Below are 16,160 nucleotides of genomic sequence, written 5' to 3' on the forward strand. Positions count from 1 at the left end.
ACCCCATGCATCCAGCCTTCTCCGTCGTCTTCTTCACCACCGCCACCGGCGCCGGCTACGGCCTGCTGGCACTGCTCGGCGTGCTGGCGCCACTTGGCGTTATCGCACCCGATTTCTGGCTGGGCATCATCGGCATGGGACTGGCGCTCGGCCTGATCACCGCCGGCCTGTTGTCCTCGACCGGACATCTCGGCCGCCCCGAACGCGCCTGGCGTGCCTTCTCGCAATGGCGCAGTTCCTGGCTGTCGCGCGAAGGCGTCGCCTCGGTCGCCACGTTCGTCCCGGCGGGACTGTTCGGCATTGGCTGGGTCATTCTTGGCCGCACCGATGGCTGGGTCGCCGCCGCCGGACTTCTGGCAACGATTGGCGCCGTCATCACCGTCTGCATGACCGGCATGATCTATGCCTCGCTGAAACCCATCGCTCAGTGGCACAGCCCTTACACCTTGCCCGGCTATCTCATTTTCTCGGCGATGAGCGGCAGTGTGCTTCTGGCCGCGCTATGCCAAGGCTTTGCCGTCGGTTCCAAAATGCTTCTGGCAGCCTGCGTACTGCTGACCCTGCTCGGTTGGGCCTGGAAGCTTGCGACCTGGCGGTACAACGACCAATTGGAAATCCCCACCAACGCCAACACCGCAACCGGGCTTGCCGGGGGGACGGTTAGATCGCTGGAATGGCCGCATACCGAGGAAAATTATTTGCTCAAGGAAATGGGTTTTCGCATCGCGCGCAAGCACAGCGCAAAGCTGCGGCGGATCACCCAGCTCCTGGGTTTCGCGCTGCCCGCCTTGCTGCTGATTACGGCCTTCGCCTTGCCGTCACCTTTCGCGGCGCTCGCATCGGTGTTCGCCGCGGTCGCACAGTTTGTCGGCATGCTGGTCGAACGTTGGCTGTTCTTCGCCGAAGCGAAGCACACGGTCACTCTCTACTACGGGAAATAGCGGCTTCAGCCGGGTCGCAGCATCGAGCCTGAAATCGCAAAGATGCGGTCCGTGCCGAGCATATAGGCCATCAGCGATTCCAGGCGGAACAGGCCGGCATAGGCGCGGTCGAGCACGTTGAGTGAGCCGGTATAGGCGCCGAAGGCGGGCATGATCATGCGGCCGCCATCGCCGGCGAAGCAGCGCCGCCGCACTGAACGGCCCTGCTGGACGATGCGGGCGCAGGGATGGAGATGGCCCGATATCTCGCCCTCGACGCGCAGCTTCGACGGCTCGTGCCGGAACAGCAACGAGCCGATGGCGAGTTCGCGCACCGTATCGCCCGGCAGGTCGGCCGGCGCCTCCGGGTCATGGTTGCCGGCCACCCAGAACCAGTCGCGGCCCGCCATCAGCGCCTCCAGCCGTTCGCGGAAACTTCGATGCATGCGCTCGGCGCCGCCGCCATCGTGGAAGGAATCGCCCAGGCTGATCACGATTGCCGGCTGGTAGTCCGAGATGACGGCCTGCAATCGCAGCAAGGTCGCGCCGGTGTCATAGGGCGGGAGCAGCATGCCGCGCCTTGCCAGCGATGAGCCTTTTTCCAGATGCAGATCGGAAACGGCCAGAAGCTTGAGCTCGGGAAAGTAGAGCACGCCGCGCGGATCGCAGACCGCACGTTCGCCGGCGATGCCGACCAGATCGGCGTCGGCGATCAACGATGCGCGCGCCAGCGAAAAATTCATTCCTCAGCCATCTCCGGCCCCATGGCTTCCTCAACCAGCGTGGCCGCGTCCATCAGCAGCGTTTCATCGGCTTCGCCGTGCACCGGCATCTTGCCGATCTCGAGCATGATCGGCACGGCGAGCGGCGATATCTGTTCGAGGTTCTTATGCATGATTCGACCTTGAATGCGCGAGAGCATGTCCGCAAGTCTGCTGACATCGAGCAAGCCCGCCGCCGCGTCCGCGCGCGTCGCCTGGAGCAATATGTGATCCGGCTCATGGCTGCGCAGGACGTCATAAATAAGGTCTGTCGAGACAGTCACCTGACGGCCACTCTTCTCCTTGCCGGGATGACGCTTTTCGATCAGCCCTGAAATCAGCGCGCAATTGCGAAAAGTGCGCTTGAGAAGCCAGCTGTCTGCCAGCCAGGCCTCGAGATCGTCGCCAAGCATGTCCTCATCGAAAAGCGCGCCGAGCGAGGGTTTTCCGGCTTTGAACATCGCCCCCATGTCGCCCAGCGACCAAATGGCCAAGGCATAGTCGGTGGCGACGAAGCCAAGCGGCCTGGCGCCCGTCCTGTCCAGACGGCGGGTAAGCAGCATGCCGAGCGTCTGGTGGGCCAGCCTGCCCTCGAAGGGGTAGGCGACCAGATAGTGGCGGTTGCCGCGCGGAAAGGTCTCGATCAGCAGGTCATCGCGTTTGGGCAGCACCGATTTGTCGACCTGGAAGCGCAGCCAGTCGGCCACCTGCTCGGGCAGTTTCTTCCACCGCTGCGGATCGTCCAGCATGGCGCGGACCTGTTCGGCGAGATAGGTCGAAAGCGGGAACTTGCCGCCGCCATAGTAAGGCACCTTCGCATCGCTGCCGGGCGCGTTCGAGACGAAGCACTCATTCTCGCGAATGCCTTCGAAGCGAAGAACTTTGCCGGCGAACATGAAGGTGTCGCCATGCGTCAGCGTCTCGAGGAAAGCCTCCTCGATCTTGCCTAAAACCCTGCCGCCGCGCGACACGGAACCCTTGCTGCCGGCCTGGACATAACGCACGTTGAGCGCCGGCACCTCGATGATAGTGCCGACGTTCAGCCTGTATTGCTGGGCCACGCGCGGATTGGATACCCGCCACAATCCCTCCTTGTTGAGGCGGATGCGGGCGTATCGCTCATAGCTCTTCAAGGCGTAGCCACCCGTGGCGACGAAATCGACGACGCGGTCGAATGTCGGCCGATCGAGGCCGGCATAGGGGGCCGCCGACCGCACCTCCTCGTAAAGATCGTCCGCGCGGAAAGGTGCGCCGCAAGCACAGCCAAGGACATGTTGCGCCAGCACGTCGAGCCCGCCATCGACCAGTGGAGGCGTATCCTGCGCGCCGAGGTAGTTGGCATCCAGCGCTGCCCGGCATTCGAGCACCTCGAAGCGGTTGGCCGGGATGAGGACGGCTTTGGATGGTTCGTCCATGCGGTGGTTGGCGCGGCCGATGCGCTGCGCCAGCCGGCTCGCTCCCTTGGGTGCGCCGACATGCACGACGAGGTCGACGTCGCCCCAGTCGATGCCGAGGTCGAGCGTCGAGGTGGCGACGATGGCGCGCAGCGCATTGTGGCCCATCGCCTTCTCGACCCGCCGCCGCTGCGCGACATCGAGCGACCCATGATGCAAGGCGATCGGCAAGGTATCTTCGTTGACGCGCCACAGTTCCTGGAACAGCAACTCCGCTTGGCTGCGCGTATTGACGAACAGCAGGGTCGTCTTGTGGCGCTTGATCTCGCGGTAGATCTCGGGCGTCGCGTAGCGGGCCGAATGTCCGGCCCAGGGCACGCGCTCCTCCGAATCCAAGATGGATATTTCGGGCTTTGCGCCGCCGGTAACGACGATCAGTTCGGCCATTTCGGGACTTGCCGTATTTTTGGGCGGATTCTGGCCGACCAGCCAGCGGCGCAATTCGTCCGGTTCGGCCACAGTGGCGGACAGTCCAATGGTCTGAAGCTCGGGCATGAACTGGCGCAGGCGCGCCAGACCAAGCGCCAGGAGATGACCCCGCTTCGAAATCACCAGCGAATGCAACTCGTCGAGCACGACATAGCGCAGGTCTTCGAAGAAACGCCTGGCATCGGGTGCCGCGATCAGCAGCGCAAGCTGCTCGGGCGTGGTGAGCAGGATGTCGGGCGGCACCAGCTTCTGCCGCTGGCGCTTGTGCGCCGGCGTGTCGCCGGTGCGGGTCTCGATGGTGAGGGAGAGCCCGATCTCCTCCACCGGCTTGCCAAGGTTGCGCTCGATGTCGACAGCCAGCGCCTTCAGCGGCGAGATGTAGAGCGTGTGGATGCCGCGATGGGCCTGACCCGGTTTTCGCCTGGCCCTGACGGCCAGTTCGGTCAGCGAAGGCAGGAACCCGGCCAGCGTCTTGCCGGCGCCGGTCGGTGCGATCAGCAGTACCGACTGCCCTGCCTGAGCCCTCGCCAGCAATTCGATCTGGTGCGCGCGCGGCGCCCAGCCCTTCTCGCCAAACCATCTGAGGAATGGGTCGGGCAGAATGACGGCGGCATTCTGGTCGGCAAGGCGCGGCTTCTCTGTCACGCGTCAGAGTTAGCGCGACGGCGCGCTAACGCCAAGAACAATCGGAACAAAAGGTGATCGAGCAGTTTTTCTCTCCCTGGGAGAAGGGAGGATTGGCGCTAGGGCCGCCGGAACCCCGTCGGCCCGCCGTAGAGATAGCCGATGCGGGCGACGGCTTCCTTCAGGCCTTCGCGCGACACCAACATGGTGTGGCCGTTGGCGTGGATCATGGTCTCGGCATCGGTCATGATGGCGACATGGCCTTTCCAGAAAACGAGATCGCCGCGGCGCAGGCCGGAATAATCGGGGCCTGGATCGAGCGGCTCGCCGATGCTCTGCGCCTGCATGTCGGAATCGCGCAGGACATCGGCGCCGGCCATGCGCATCGCCAGTTGCACGAGGCCGGAGCAATCGATGCCGAAGCCGGAGACACCACCCCAGAGATATGGCGTGCCGAGAAACATCTCGGCCACCGAAACATAGTCGGCGGCCACATTACTGAGCGGCCGCAGGTGACCCGCTATGATTGCCTCACCGGAGGGCAGGACGGCATAGTGGGTGCCGCGCGTTTCGGCGGACCCGGTCACCGTGACGGTGGACCCCATCGACAGCTGTCCCGCGATCGGAAGGCGCAGATCCGGGCCGGGATAGAGGAAAGTTCGGGGCACGGAGACGATATGGGTGAGCGCATGATCCCGCCCGCCCAACATGGCGTCGGCGACATAGCCGACATAACCGTCCCGTTCGGCCTGGATCCAGGCCCAGCCCTCTCTGTCCTCGAAAACGAGCACGTCATCGCCGAATAGCGCTTGCGTGTTGACACCAGCGTCTGGACGCGGAGCCTTACGGATATCGGCAACCGGGATCGAAATCCGCGCCGGCCGGCCGGCGACAAAGCGGTCGGCAGCGACCTCTCCTTTCAATCTCGCATCGGCAAGATCGGGCCGAAAGGCGTGGAGGCGGGCATCCCTGGCGGTCAAATCAGTTCATCCATTGAAGCGGCTGGTCGTCAGATGGGCAGCTCTTGTGCCTTGGCGATGATACCATCGCCGAAGCGCTCGACAAAGAGGGCGCCCTCGACCGTGCGCTTGATCAGCACGTTGCGCTTGTCGAGCTCGTCACGATGGCGCGACACCAGTTTGAGCGCGCCCATCGTGTCGAGCGCCCTGGTGATGACCGGCTTGGTGACGTTGAGACGGGCCGCCAGCCCGCGCACCGTGTGCGGCGGCGGATCGAGATAGATGGTGAACAGGATAGCCGTCTGGCGCATGGTGAGGTCGGGCGCGTCGTCGCGCACCTGCGACAGCATCACTTGCTGCCACAATCGCAAGGCCTGGCTCGGGCGCATCGAAATCGACATCGCACGAGAATGACGGCAAATTGTTTCGGTTCCGTTTCAGTTTCAGCAATCTGCCGGCCCTGAAAGTCGCCGCCACATCAGCCAAAACGCTTCGAGATGACGTGCTCCAGTGCCCGGATGCCTTGCGCCTCGCCGCCGGCAGGTCCGTGCGGACGATCGGCGGGGTTCCAGGCGAAGATGTCGAAATGCGCCCAGCTTGCCGTCTTCTCGACAAAACGCTTGAGGAACAGCGCCGCGGTGATCGAACCGGCGAACCCATCGGTGGTGACGTTGTTGATGTCGGCGATCTTCGACGACAGCTTCGCATCATAGGGCCGCCACAGCGGCATGCGCCACAGCGGATCCTCGACCGCCAGCGAGGCGGCCGCCAGGTCCGAGGCCAGCGCCTCGTCGCCGGTGTAGAAGGGCGGCAGGTCCGGACCGAGCGCGACACGGGCAGCCCCGGTCAGTGTCGCCATGTCGACAAGCAACTGCGGCTCCTCCTCGTCGGCCAGCGCCAGCGCGTCGCCCAGAACCAGTCTCCCCTCGGCGTCGGTGTTGCCGATCTCGACTGACATGCCCTTACGGCTCGCCAACACGTCGCCAGGCCTGAAGGCGTTGCCGGCGATCGAATTCTCGACGGCCGGGATCAGCACGCGCAGCCGCACGTTCAATCCGGAGGCCATGATCATCGAGGCCAGACCCAGCACATTGGCGGCGCCCCCCATGTCCTTCTTCATCAACAGCATGCCGGACGACGGCTTGATGTCGAGGCCGCCGGTATCGAAACAGACGCCCTTGCCGACCAGCGTCACTTTCGGCGCGCTCCTTGGCCCCCAGCCCATGTCGATAAGGCGCGGTGCACCGGACGAAGCGCGGCCGACGGCATGGATCATCGGGAAATTCTGCTTGATGAGGTCGTCGCCCTTGATCACCGACACTTCGGCCTTGTGAATTTCGGCCAGGGCTCGAACCGCCTTCTCCAGCTCGTCCGGCCCCATGTCGCTGGTCGGCGTGTTGACAAGATCGCGCGTCAGGAAGACGCCTTCGACGATGCGGCGAACGCGTTTTGCCTCTACGCCGGCCGGCAATTCGAAGCGCAGCGCCTTGCCCGGTTTCTTGCCATAGCGGGTAAAGACATAGCCGCCGAGGGCCAGCGCGATCGCCGCCAGCTCCGGCTCGGCCGGCGCGGAGGCGAAATGCCAGTCGCCCTCCGCCAGGCTTTTCGCCAGCGCGCCGACGGCCAGCGCGCCCTCGCCGTCGCCAATGCCGAACAAGGCACCGCCGAGCGCGCCGTTTTCCGCAGGCACGATGAGCGTCCTGCCCGCTTCGCCGGAGAAGCCGTTGGCCCTGGCCCACGCCACGGCTGATGACGTCAGACCGGCCGTCTCCAGACCGTCCTTAGCCACCAGATGGACAGGAAGCGGGTTGTTCAGCTTGTTCTCGACCAGTTCCACTGACATTCGATGTTCTCCTGCCGACGTCCGTCGATTCGGCGCTTCTTAACTGTCCGTTAGGGTTAACAGAATATTTCTTCGAGAGGGAAGATGGTCACGCAATGGCCACGCGCACGAATGGAGGCCCAGGGTGCCGATGTCGACGAACCGCACGATGAACGCCAGCGGAAAGCGGCTCATCACCACGGCCTTCATGCTCGCGCTGGCCGCAGGCGTTGCCGGCTGCGGAACCGACAAGATCAGCACAGGCTCGATCGGACGCACCAGCGGCAAGCCGCTGGAGACGATGTCGGCGGGAGAATTGCACAATGCGACGGCAGCGCTTGGCCAGTCCTATTCCAGGAATCCCAACGATAAGCGGATAGCGACCAACTTCGCCGCGGCGCTGCAGATGGATGGCGATGCCGACCAGTCGCTTGCCGTGATGCGCAAGCTGGCGATCGCCTATCCCAAGGATCGCGACGTGCTTGCCGCCTACGGCAAGGCGCTGGCCGCCAACGGCCAGTTCGAGGCGGCGCTTGATGCCGTGCGCCGGGCGCAGACGCCGGAATATCCCGACTGGAGGCTGGTGTCGGCGGAAGCGGCCATTCTCGACCAGCTCAGCCAGAAGGACGACGCGCGCCAGCTCTACCGCAAGGCGCTGGAGCTCAAGCCGAACGAACCTTCGGTGCTTTCCAACCTTGGCATGTCCTATGTGCTGGGAGGCGACCTGCGCACCGCCGAAACCTATATGCGCTCGGCCGCACAGCAGCCGAATGCCGACAGCCGCGTGCGCCAGAACCTGGCGCTGGTCGTCGGCCTGCAGGGCCGCTTCGACGAAGCCGAGAAGATCGCCTCGCAGGAGCTGTCACCCGAACAGGCGCAGGCCAATGTCGCTTATCTCAGGCAGATGCTGGCTCAGCAAAATGCCTGGAGCCAGCTCAAGGATCAGGACAAGGCGAAAGCCGCAACCAACTGAGCGGCACGCGGCCACCGAACCCTGCATAAGAGAACCGCGCTGCGTCAGCCGCGCGGTTTTTCTTTGGATCGGTCAGATTCACCTACTGGCTGCTGGTTTCGTGCGCCTGGCCGAAGATGCCGCGCTGGCTGACCTGGATGCCGGCAGGGCCGAGGATGATGGCGAACAGCACCGGCAGGAAAAACAGGATCATCGGCACGGTGAGCTTGGGCGGCAAGGCGGCGGCCTTCTTCTCGGCAGCGTTCATGCGTTGGTCCCGGCTTTCACCCGCGAGCACGCGCAACGCATGCGCCACAGGGGTGCCGTAACGCTCGGCCTGGACGAGTGCCTGCGACACCGACTTGACGGATTCCAGGCCGGTGCGGCTGGCGAGGTTCTCATAGGCCTGCTTGCGCTCCTGCAGATAGGAGAGCTCGGCGTTCGTCAGGATGAATTCTTCCGCAAGGGCCACCGATTGGGCGCCGATCTCGTCGGCGACCTTGCGCAATGCCGCTTCCACCGACATGCCAGATTCGACGCAGATCAGCATCAGGTCAAGCGCGTCCGGCCATGCCATCTGGATCGATTGCTTGCGCTTGGTGGCGCGGTTGTTGACATAGACGACCGGTGCGTAGAAGCCGCCATAGGCAACGAGGACGCAGACGAACAGCCGGATGAACAATGGCTGCTGCGGCAGTCCTCCGAGCACGAATATGTAGATCACGCCCAGTGCGAAGCCGACAAACGGAAGCACGAGGCGGAAGAAGAGAAACCGCGTCAGCGGGTTCTGTCCACGGAAACCGGCAACCTTGAGCTTCTGCAAGGTACCCTCGTCGGCGAGGGCGCGCCGCAGGTCGAGCCTGTCGACGATGTTGCGCATGCCGATCGACTGTTCTTCGCGCAGGCCCTTGCGGCGGCGATCCGCCTCGCTTGCAAGCCGCGCGCGCTGCTTGGCGCGCAATTCGTCGCGTTCCAGCGCGACCGACTTCATGCGCGCCTTGAGCTGGTTTCCGCCAAATGCCGGCAGCAAGGTGAAGACCGTCGCGAACACGGCAATGCCGACCAGCAGCGCGATCAGGAGGCCGGGATCCGTCAGTGATTTGACGACTTGTTCGGTCATGCCGCGGCCCTAGACTTCGAAGTTCATCATCTTGCGCATCACGAAGATGCCGATCGACATCCAGACGGCCGAAACCCCCAGGATCAGGTTACCGATGCTCGTGGTGAACAGCGGCATCAGGTAGTTGGGGCTGGAGAGATAGACGAGAAACGCGACGATGAAAGGCAGCGCGCCGATGATGGCGGCGGACGCCTTGGCTTCCATCGACAGCGCCTGGACCTTGGCCTTCATCTTCTTGCGGTCGCGAAGCACGCGCGAAAGATTGCCCAGCGCCTCGGAGAGATTGCCGCCGGCCTGCGACTGGATCTGAATGACGATGCCGAAAAAGCTCGCCTCGGTGCATGGCATGGTTTCGGGCATGCGCAAGGTGGCATCCGGGATCGACAGGCCCATCTGCTGCGAATCGACGATGCGGCGAAACTCGGCCTTGACGGGCTCGGGAGATTCATTGGCGATCAGGCGCACCGCATCGTTCAGCGGCAGGCCGGATTTGACCGCGCGCACGATGATGTCGAGCGCGTTGGGAAATTCGTTGAGGAATGCCTTGACCCGCCGCGCGCGGCGAAATGAGACGAACCAGCGCGGAAGGCCCAGCGCACCGGCCAGCAGCACGCCAGGCAAAACAAAAAGCGGCGCCCCCACCACAAAGGCGATGATCGTCAGGGCTAGGCCGCAAATGGCGGAATAGATGTAGAAGCGTTCGATGGAAACCTTCAGGCCGGCTTGGCGCAGTTGGGCTTTCAGCGGCGGTTTCTTGACCGCGCTGTCCTTGGATTTCTGCTTCTCGTCGAGTTCCTTCAAGGAATCCTGGACCGACTTGCGTCTTTTGGCCGCCTCCGCCACGCGATCGCGCGAGGCCTTGACGACGGAGCGATCCGTCTCCGCGGTCTTGATCGTTTCCAGCCGCTTGCCGGCCTGCTTTTCGTTGCTGATCCGGGTGAACAGGAATGCATAGGCGACCGCGCCGGCGCTGAAGCCGGCGAGCACGACAAACGCCAATACGGTGCCGTCAATTCCAAACATCGACCAGAACCCTTACGCCTGCAGCAGCGTCAGTCAGCGCGTTTCTCCATCGCCTCAAGCGCTATTGCGAGGCGCTGCTCCTCGCCATAGTAGCGGGCGCGGTCCCAGAAATGCGGGCGACCGATGCCGGTCGATACATGCTCTCCCAGCAGCCGCCCATTCGCGTCCTCGCCCTTGATGTTGTAGAGGACGATGTCCTGCGTGATGATGACGTCGCCTTCCATTCCGATCACCTCGGTGATGTGAGTGATGCGGCGCGATCCGTCGCGCAGGCGTGCCGCCTGGATAATCACGTCGATGGAGCCGACGACGATTTCGCGCACGGTCTTCTGCGGCAGCGAAAAACCGCCCATTGCGATCATGGATTCGATGCGATTCAGGCATTCGCGCGGGCTGTTCGAGTGGATCGTTCCCATCGAGCCGTCATGGCCGGTGTTCATCGCCTGCAGAAGGTCGAACACTTCGGGTCCGCGCACTTCGCCGACGATGATGCGCTCGGGCCGCATGCGCAGGCAGTTCTTGACCAGATCCCGCATCGTCACCTCGCCTTCCCCTTCGAGGTTGGGCGGGCGGGTTTCCAGACGGACAACATGCGGCTGCTGTAGTTGCAGTTCGGCCGAGTCCTCGCAGGTGATGACGCGTTCCTCGCGGTCGATGTAGTTGGTCAGGCAGTTGAGCAGTGTCGTCTTGCCCGAGCCGGTGCCGCCGGAGATGACGATGTTGCAGCGGACACGGCCGATGATCTTGAGAACCTCGGCTCCTTGCGGCGAGATGGCGCCGAACTTCACCAGCTGATCGAGCGTCAGCTTGTCCTTCTTGAATTTGCGGATGGTGAGCGCGGTGCCGTCGATGGCGAGCGGCGGCGCGATGACGTTGACGCGGGAGCCGTCGGGAAGACGCGCATCGCAGATCGGGCTGGATTCATCGACGCGGCGGCCAACCTGGCTGACGATGCGCTGGCAGATGTTGAGAAGCTGCTGGTTGTCACGAAAACGAATGCCGGTCTGTTCGACCTTGCCGTTGACTTCGATGTAGACGTTCTTGGAGCCGTTGACCATGATGTCGGCGATGTCGTCGCGGGCGAGCAATGGCTCGAGCGGCCCATAGCCAAGCACGTCGTTGCAGATATCCTCGAGCAGTTCTTCCTGTTCGGCGATCGACATCGCGAAATTCTTGATCGCGATGATGTCGTTGACGATGTCGCGGATTTCCTCGCGCGCGCTTTCGGGATCGAGCTTGGCGAGTTGCGACAGGTCGATCGTGTCGATCAGGGCGGCGAAGACCTGGCTCTTGGTGTCGTAGTAGGTTTCGCTCTTTTCGCGCGCCGCCCGCTTCGGCTCCGGAGCTATCGGCGGCGACTCGACCGCGCGGCGGGCCGGCGGTGCAACAGGAGCGCTCGACGCGGGTGCGGCCGCCGGCCTCGCAAGAACCGCCGTATCGGCCGAATCCGCGACGGCTGGCGCGGTCGGCGCCGGTGCCGGCTGGCGGAATTCCGGCTTGAACCGGTTGCCGTCGTCGCTGCCTCTCTTACCAAACATGATCGACTACCGATTCCACTGAAGAAGCATCATTTCTTGTTGCGCGAAAGCTTGCCGAGCAGATTTCCGAGACCCGCTTTTTTCTTCACCCGGATTTCGCTGCGGCCGGTCAGCACATGGGCAATTTCGTTGATCGTGGCGACAACCGGGTTCTTGGCGTCCATTTCACCAAGCATACGTCCGTTGTTAGCGGCATTGCCGAACAGCAGCGGGTCAAAGCCGATGATCGCCATCGCGGCCAGGCCGAGCGGCTCGGCGAAATCGGACGGGGAAATCTCCGGACGTTTGGGCACGCCGGCCTGATTGATGATGAGTTTGGGCGGCGAGTCGTTGGGACGAAGCCGTTTGAGCATGTCGACCAAATTCTTGGTATTGCGCAAATTGGCCAGTTCCGGCGTCGCCGTGATGACGATTTCATCGGCCTTGATCAGGGTGTTCTTGGTCCAACCCGTCCAGACATGGGGAACGTCGAGCACCAGGAGCGGCACGGTGCGCTGCGCGGTGTCGACAAGCTGCGTAAAGGCGTCGGGATCGAAATCATAGACGCGTTCGAGCGTCGAGGGCGCGGCGAGCAGCGAAAGGTGTTCGGCGCACTGGGTCAGCAGCCGGTCGAGATAGACTTCATCGATGCGCTCGGGCGAAAACACCGCTTCGGCGATGCCTTGCGCGGGATCCTGGTCGAAATTGATGTTGGCCGTGCCGAAAGCGAGGTCGAGGTCTGCGACGACCACCTCGGATTTGAACAGGGAGGACATCGCCCAAGCCACGTTATGGGCGATGGTGGAAGAGCCGACGCCACCCTTGGCGCCGACGAAGGCGATCGAGCGGCCGAGCGGCTCGGCTTCCGGATCGACAAAGATCGACGATATGACGCTGACGATGTCGGCCATCGACACCGGCGCGATGACATATTCGGAAATGCCGGAGCGGATGAGCTCGCGATAGAGGCCGACATCGTTGTAGTGGCCGATTACCACCACTTTGGAAGACGGGTCGCAATATTCCGAGAGCTGCGCGAGCTGTTCCAGCAGCTGTTTGGGTTCGCTGCGCGACTCCAGCAGGATCAGGTTCGGCGTCGGCGCCGACTGGTAGAATTCGATGGCCGTGGGGACGCCGCCCATATGGACCTTGAGATGGGCCTTGGTCATGCGGCGGTCCTCGCCGGCGCGCTCGACTGGATTGGCGACACCCTCGGTCTCGCAGAATGCCTGGATCGAGATGCGGGGAACCGGCCGCAGCGCCTGCATCGCGGCGATGTCCTGCGGCGAGGTCTCACCGCCGTCCACGGGGGTGTCATAGGCAAGATTGCTCATGGTCATCTTTCCGTGACTTCTCTTTTCCTTAGGGCGCGGCTCAGTATGTCACTTCAGAATTGCCGAGGAACTCGTCCGAAATACCCCTGCTGCGGTAGACGTCGATCACCGCGCCACGATTTTCCGCGTCGATGGTGGTCTGCTTGCGCGGCCCGATCAGGTCGGCCGGATTGGCCATCTGGGCGGCGAGATTGTTTTGATAGGAGCAGCCGAAATCGGCATAGTGTTTGTTCTCAGACGTCTCCAGCAGGTCATCTGGCCATCGTCCGCATTTGTCGGTCTGGGCCTTCACGGCGATATAGGCGACCCGGATCGGGGCGGATGTCTCACTCGAGGCAGCCTGATAGGAGACGACCACGATCCGGTTGCGCTTGACGCCCGCGGCAATCGCGAGCCGGGCGAAATCGCGCGCTGCGGCGGCGGCGGCGACCTCGTTGGCCGAGCCGCTCGGAACCTGGATCGTCAGCGTCGGGGCAGCACTCTTGTCATAGCCGTCGAGGAAACCCAGGAGCGTATCGCGCTGCGAGCCGGTCATGCCGCGGTCACCTGCACCGACAGGTAGATCTATCTTTTGGTTCTTCTCGGCGATCACGATCGGATGGTTGGTGCGGTAGTCGTCTGGAATGGCGCCGACGGTGACACTGTCGCGCTGGGCGCAGCCGGCCAGCAATGCCGCCATCGCCACCGCCAGGGCAGGAATGGCGCGCCGGAGAATTCCCGAACGGCCGGAGCGCGTGGTCATGGCGATGGTCCTTGCCTGCAATGCTGACTGAGACATGTCCGCTTCCCCGTTCACTTGTAGATGAAGCCGACGACGCCGTGATAACGGCCGCTGGGCTTGTCCGTCTGCATTGTGCCGTAGACACGATTGACTCGGCCCAGGAACATACCGGCGCCATCGCTGGCGGCGTTGAAATTGTCGTCAGGTTTGGCGAGGTCGTTTCGTGCCACCGGTTTCACCAGATAGGGCGTGATGATGATCACCAGTTCGGTCTCGTTGCGCACGAAGTCTCTGCTTCGGAACAGTGTGCCGAGCACCGGGATCTTTGTCAGCCCGGGCAGGCCGGCGACAGCCTGCCTGACGTCATCGCGGACGAGGCCGGCGATCATCATCGAACCACCTGACGGCAATTCGACGGTCGTGTCGGCAAGTCTCTTGCGGATAGACAACAGCGTGGTTCCGGGCAACCTGCCTGCAGCTTCCAGCGTGGTGGCGCCTTCGGCAGTAGGCTCCGACACGGACGTCCGGACCTTGAGGCTGATCCGACCGGCCGACAGCACAACCGGTTGGAACTCCAGGCCGATGCCGTATTCAAGTTTGTCGTTGGTGTATGTGACCTGCCCTGTCTTGTTCTCGTCCGAAACATTGTTCGTACGGCTGGTGATGAGATTGAACTCGCCACCGACCCTGAATGTTGCCTTCTCACCCGACACGGCGGTGAGGGTCGGCTCCGCCAGCGTCTTCATGACGCCACCTTGCTCCATTGCGTTTAGATACGCCTGAAGCGCCGAGGTGCCGATCGAAGCTCCCGAGAATTGCGAGAGCGGTTTCCCAAGCCCGTATGCCGGGGTGCTCATCGCGTCATAGCTGATGCCGTTGCTACCGCCGCTGCCCACCATGTTGACGCCAAGCTGCTTCATCACGGAGCGGCTGACTTCGGCGACCGTCACCTTGAGCGTGACCTGGTCGTCGCCGATGATCTGCAAAAGATTGACGATTTTCGAGACGCGGCGTTCCTGGTCCGGATTGTTGATGTCGACACCACTCTGGGCCGAGCCGCCGGCCGCGGTCTGCGAATATTGTCCCGTCGTCGCTTCACCGCCCGAGACGAAGATCGTCGCCAGGTCGACGGCGCGTTTGGCGTCCAGCGGCGTGTCGACGGTTCCCGTCAGGACGACGTTGTCGTTCAGCAGTTCGACCTTGATGGACGATGTCGGGATGAAGCGCTTGATATAATCCTCCAGGCCTGCGACGTCGCGTTCGACGGCCAGATCGAGGCTGACGATCTGTTCGCCATTCGGCCCGAACACAAAGATGTTGGTCTCGCCAACCGCCTTGCCGAACAGGTAGATGCGCCTCGCGGTGCGGGTCACCGCATCGGCGACGGTCGGATTGGCGACAAGAATGTCGTAGGCATCACTCGGCAGGTCGATGACCACCGACTTGTTGAGGCCGAGCTTGACGCGCTGGGTGGCCGCCGAAGCCGAAACCTGTGCACTCTTGGCCTCGACAACGCTCTGCACGTTTGTCCCAATGAGCAGCAGGCCGAAAGCCGCTGCCATGATCGCCGGCAGTTTACCGCTTAGCCTCATTTCCTTGCCCCCACTTCGGAAACTTCGCCCGACTTGATCAGCCTGACCGTTCCCTTGCGGCCATTGCCGGAAACGAGATAGTCGGCCTCATCCAAATTCTTTTCCTGGGTGTCCGTGATCGCGCGCAGCGCGAGCGTCAGGCGATCCGCCATCTGCTGGGCGACGGTGATGATCTCCGCCTGCTTGGGCGTCAGTTCCAGCGTGGCGGTCTGGCCCACCCTGGTCTTCTTGCCTTCCTCGTCCTCCTGGATGGTCTGGTCGATCGCCAGGACGCGGATGTTCTTGAGGATGGTTTCGGTGTTGAAGCCGGAGCCGCCGCTGTTGGCATCGGCCCGGCGGGTCATAATGACGTCGACGAAATCATTCGGAAGGATGAAGCCGCCGGCAGAGGTGTCGGCCGATATCGTCGTGGCGACCGCCCGCATGCCGGAGGGCAGGATCGACGACATGAAGCTTTGCCCCTCGCCGATCAGCTTGGAACGCCGCACCGGCTCGCCCGCGTACATCGGCACACGGGCTATGGACCCCTTCAGTTTCTCCAGGGCGTCGGGAGCAGTGGCCTTGGTGATGAAATTGGCGTTGATGCCGTCGGCCGGCCAGGATTGCCAGGCAATGTTGTTCTCGAGCTGGCTGCCCATGGTGACATCACCCGACAGGACAAGCACGTCCTGCAATGCCACGGCGGGAGCCGCTGGACCGGACTCGACGATCTGCGGTGGCGGCGCGGCGACCATGTTCTTCGCGACATAGCCAGCACCACCCGCCGCGGCGACCGCCACGCTCAGAATAATCAATCGGGATGCTGGCATCTGTCCGAACCCTCGCCTTGGCAAACCACCTAGCCAGGCCGGACTTTGCAGCGGCAATCGTCAAAACAAGGTTAATGTAATGCTTACGATCGTGATTAATTTAAGGTTTACATAAATTAGCTG

General features: G+C 63.0%; 14 protein-coding genes. 2 read left to right on the forward strand and 12 right to left on the reverse strand.

The genetic code is table 11. The features are described from left to right. Positions 1-5 precede the first annotated feature (5 nt). Positions 6-941 carry a DmsC/YnfH family molybdoenzyme membrane anchor subunit gene (locus FJ959_RS09145; protein WP_140629765.1) on the forward strand — a complete coding sequence of 312 codons (936 nt, stop codon included), beginning with the start codon at positions 6-8 and terminating at the stop codon, positions 939-941. A 5-nt stretch (positions 942-946) separates the two neighbouring features. On the opposite strand, the gene pdeM is transcribed toward FJ959_RS09145, so the two are convergent. The 5 genes from pdeM to FJ959_RS09170 form a co-directional block, all read right to left on the reverse strand. Continuing rightward, positions 947-1,663: a ligase-associated DNA damage response endonuclease PdeM gene (pdeM, locus tag FJ959_RS09150; protein ID WP_140496693.1), complete on the reverse strand. Its 717-nt coding sequence runs from the start codon at positions 1,661-1,663 to the stop codon at positions 947-949. Next, positions 1,660-4,209 (reverse strand): ligase-associated DNA damage response DEXH box helicase, encoded by a 2,550-nt coding sequence (locus FJ959_RS09155; protein WP_140629767.1) that lies wholly within the window; start codon positions 4,207-4,209, stop codon positions 1,660-1,662. Before FJ959_RS09155 ends, pdeM begins: the two co-directional genes overlap by 4 nt. A gap of 98 nt (positions 4,210-4,307) precedes the next feature. Further along, the gene (locus FJ959_RS09160) at positions 4,308-5,168 is read right to left on the reverse strand and encodes an NlpC/P60 family protein (RefSeq protein WP_140496697.1); all 861 of its coding nucleotides are present in this window, start codon (positions 5,166-5,168) and stop codon (positions 4,308-4,310) included. A 29-nt stretch (positions 5,169-5,197) separates the two neighbouring features. Next, positions 5,198-5,548 carry a MarR family winged helix-turn-helix transcriptional regulator gene (locus FJ959_RS09165; RefSeq protein ID WP_140513216.1) on the reverse strand — a complete coding sequence of 117 codons (351 nt, stop codon included), beginning with the start codon at positions 5,546-5,548 and terminating at the stop codon, positions 5,198-5,200. A gap of 77 nt (positions 5,549-5,625) precedes the next feature. Further along, positions 5,626-6,990 (reverse strand): leucyl aminopeptidase family protein, encoded by a 1,365-nt coding sequence (locus tag FJ959_RS09170; protein WP_140629770.1) that lies wholly within the window; start codon positions 6,988-6,990, stop codon positions 5,626-5,628. 130 nt (positions 6,991-7,120) lie between these two features. Here FJ959_RS09170 and FJ959_RS09175 point away from each other — a divergent pair, with 130 nt between their 5' ends. After that, positions 7,121-7,942: a tetratricopeptide repeat protein gene (locus FJ959_RS09175; protein WP_140523904.1), complete on the forward strand. Its 822-nt coding sequence runs from the start codon at positions 7,121-7,123 to the stop codon at positions 7,940-7,942. Between the two features lie 82 nt (positions 7,943-8,024). Here the strand turns inward: FJ959_RS09175 and FJ959_RS09180 are convergent, their stop codons facing one another. From FJ959_RS09180 to cpaB, 7 genes are read right to left on the reverse strand one after another with little or no spacing between them, the layout of a single operon-like run. Beyond that, positions 8,025-9,041: a type II secretion system F family protein gene (locus FJ959_RS09180; RefSeq protein ID WP_140496706.1), complete on the reverse strand. Its 1,017-nt coding sequence runs from the start codon at positions 9,039-9,041 to the stop codon at positions 8,025-8,027. A 9-nt stretch (positions 9,042-9,050) separates the two neighbouring features. Next, positions 9,051-10,064, reverse strand: coding sequence for a type II secretion system F family protein (locus FJ959_RS09185; protein ID WP_140496708.1), 1,014 nt, complete (start codon positions 10,062-10,064; stop codon positions 9,051-9,053). 29 nt (positions 10,065-10,093) lie between these two features. Then, on the reverse strand, positions 10,094-11,602 hold the full coding sequence (locus FJ959_RS09190; protein ID WP_140560882.1) for a CpaF family protein: 1,509 nt from the start codon (positions 11,600-11,602) through the stop codon (positions 10,094-10,096). Between the two features lie 29 nt (positions 11,603-11,631). Next, the gene (locus tag FJ959_RS09195; protein ID WP_140513212.1) at positions 11,632-12,921 is read right to left on the reverse strand and encodes a CpaE family protein; all 1,290 of its coding nucleotides are present in this window, start codon (positions 12,919-12,921) and stop codon (positions 11,632-11,634) included. 34 nt (positions 12,922-12,955) lie between these two features. Beyond that, on the reverse strand, positions 12,956-13,693 hold the full coding sequence (locus tag FJ959_RS09200) for a CpaD family pilus assembly protein (protein WP_140513210.1): 738 nt from the start codon (positions 13,691-13,693) through the stop codon (positions 12,956-12,958). A 14-nt stretch (positions 13,694-13,707) separates the two neighbouring features. Continuing rightward, the gene (locus FJ959_RS09205) at positions 13,708-15,228 is read right to left on the reverse strand and encodes a type II and III secretion system protein family protein (protein WP_140513208.1); all 1,521 of its coding nucleotides are present in this window, start codon (positions 15,226-15,228) and stop codon (positions 13,708-13,710) included. Next, complete coding sequence (cpaB, locus tag FJ959_RS09210; RefSeq protein ID WP_140513206.1) at positions 15,225-16,037, reverse strand: Flp pilus assembly protein CpaB; 813 nt, start codon at positions 16,035-16,037, stop codon at positions 15,225-15,227. The genes FJ959_RS09205 and cpaB overlap by 4 nt, the downstream gene beginning before the upstream one ends. Positions 16,038-16,160 lie beyond the last annotated feature (123 nt).

The organism is Mesorhizobium sp. B2-2-4, assembly GCF_006442375.1.
Taxonomy (GTDB): domain Bacteria; phylum Pseudomonadota; class Alphaproteobacteria; order Rhizobiales; family Rhizobiaceae; genus Mesorhizobium.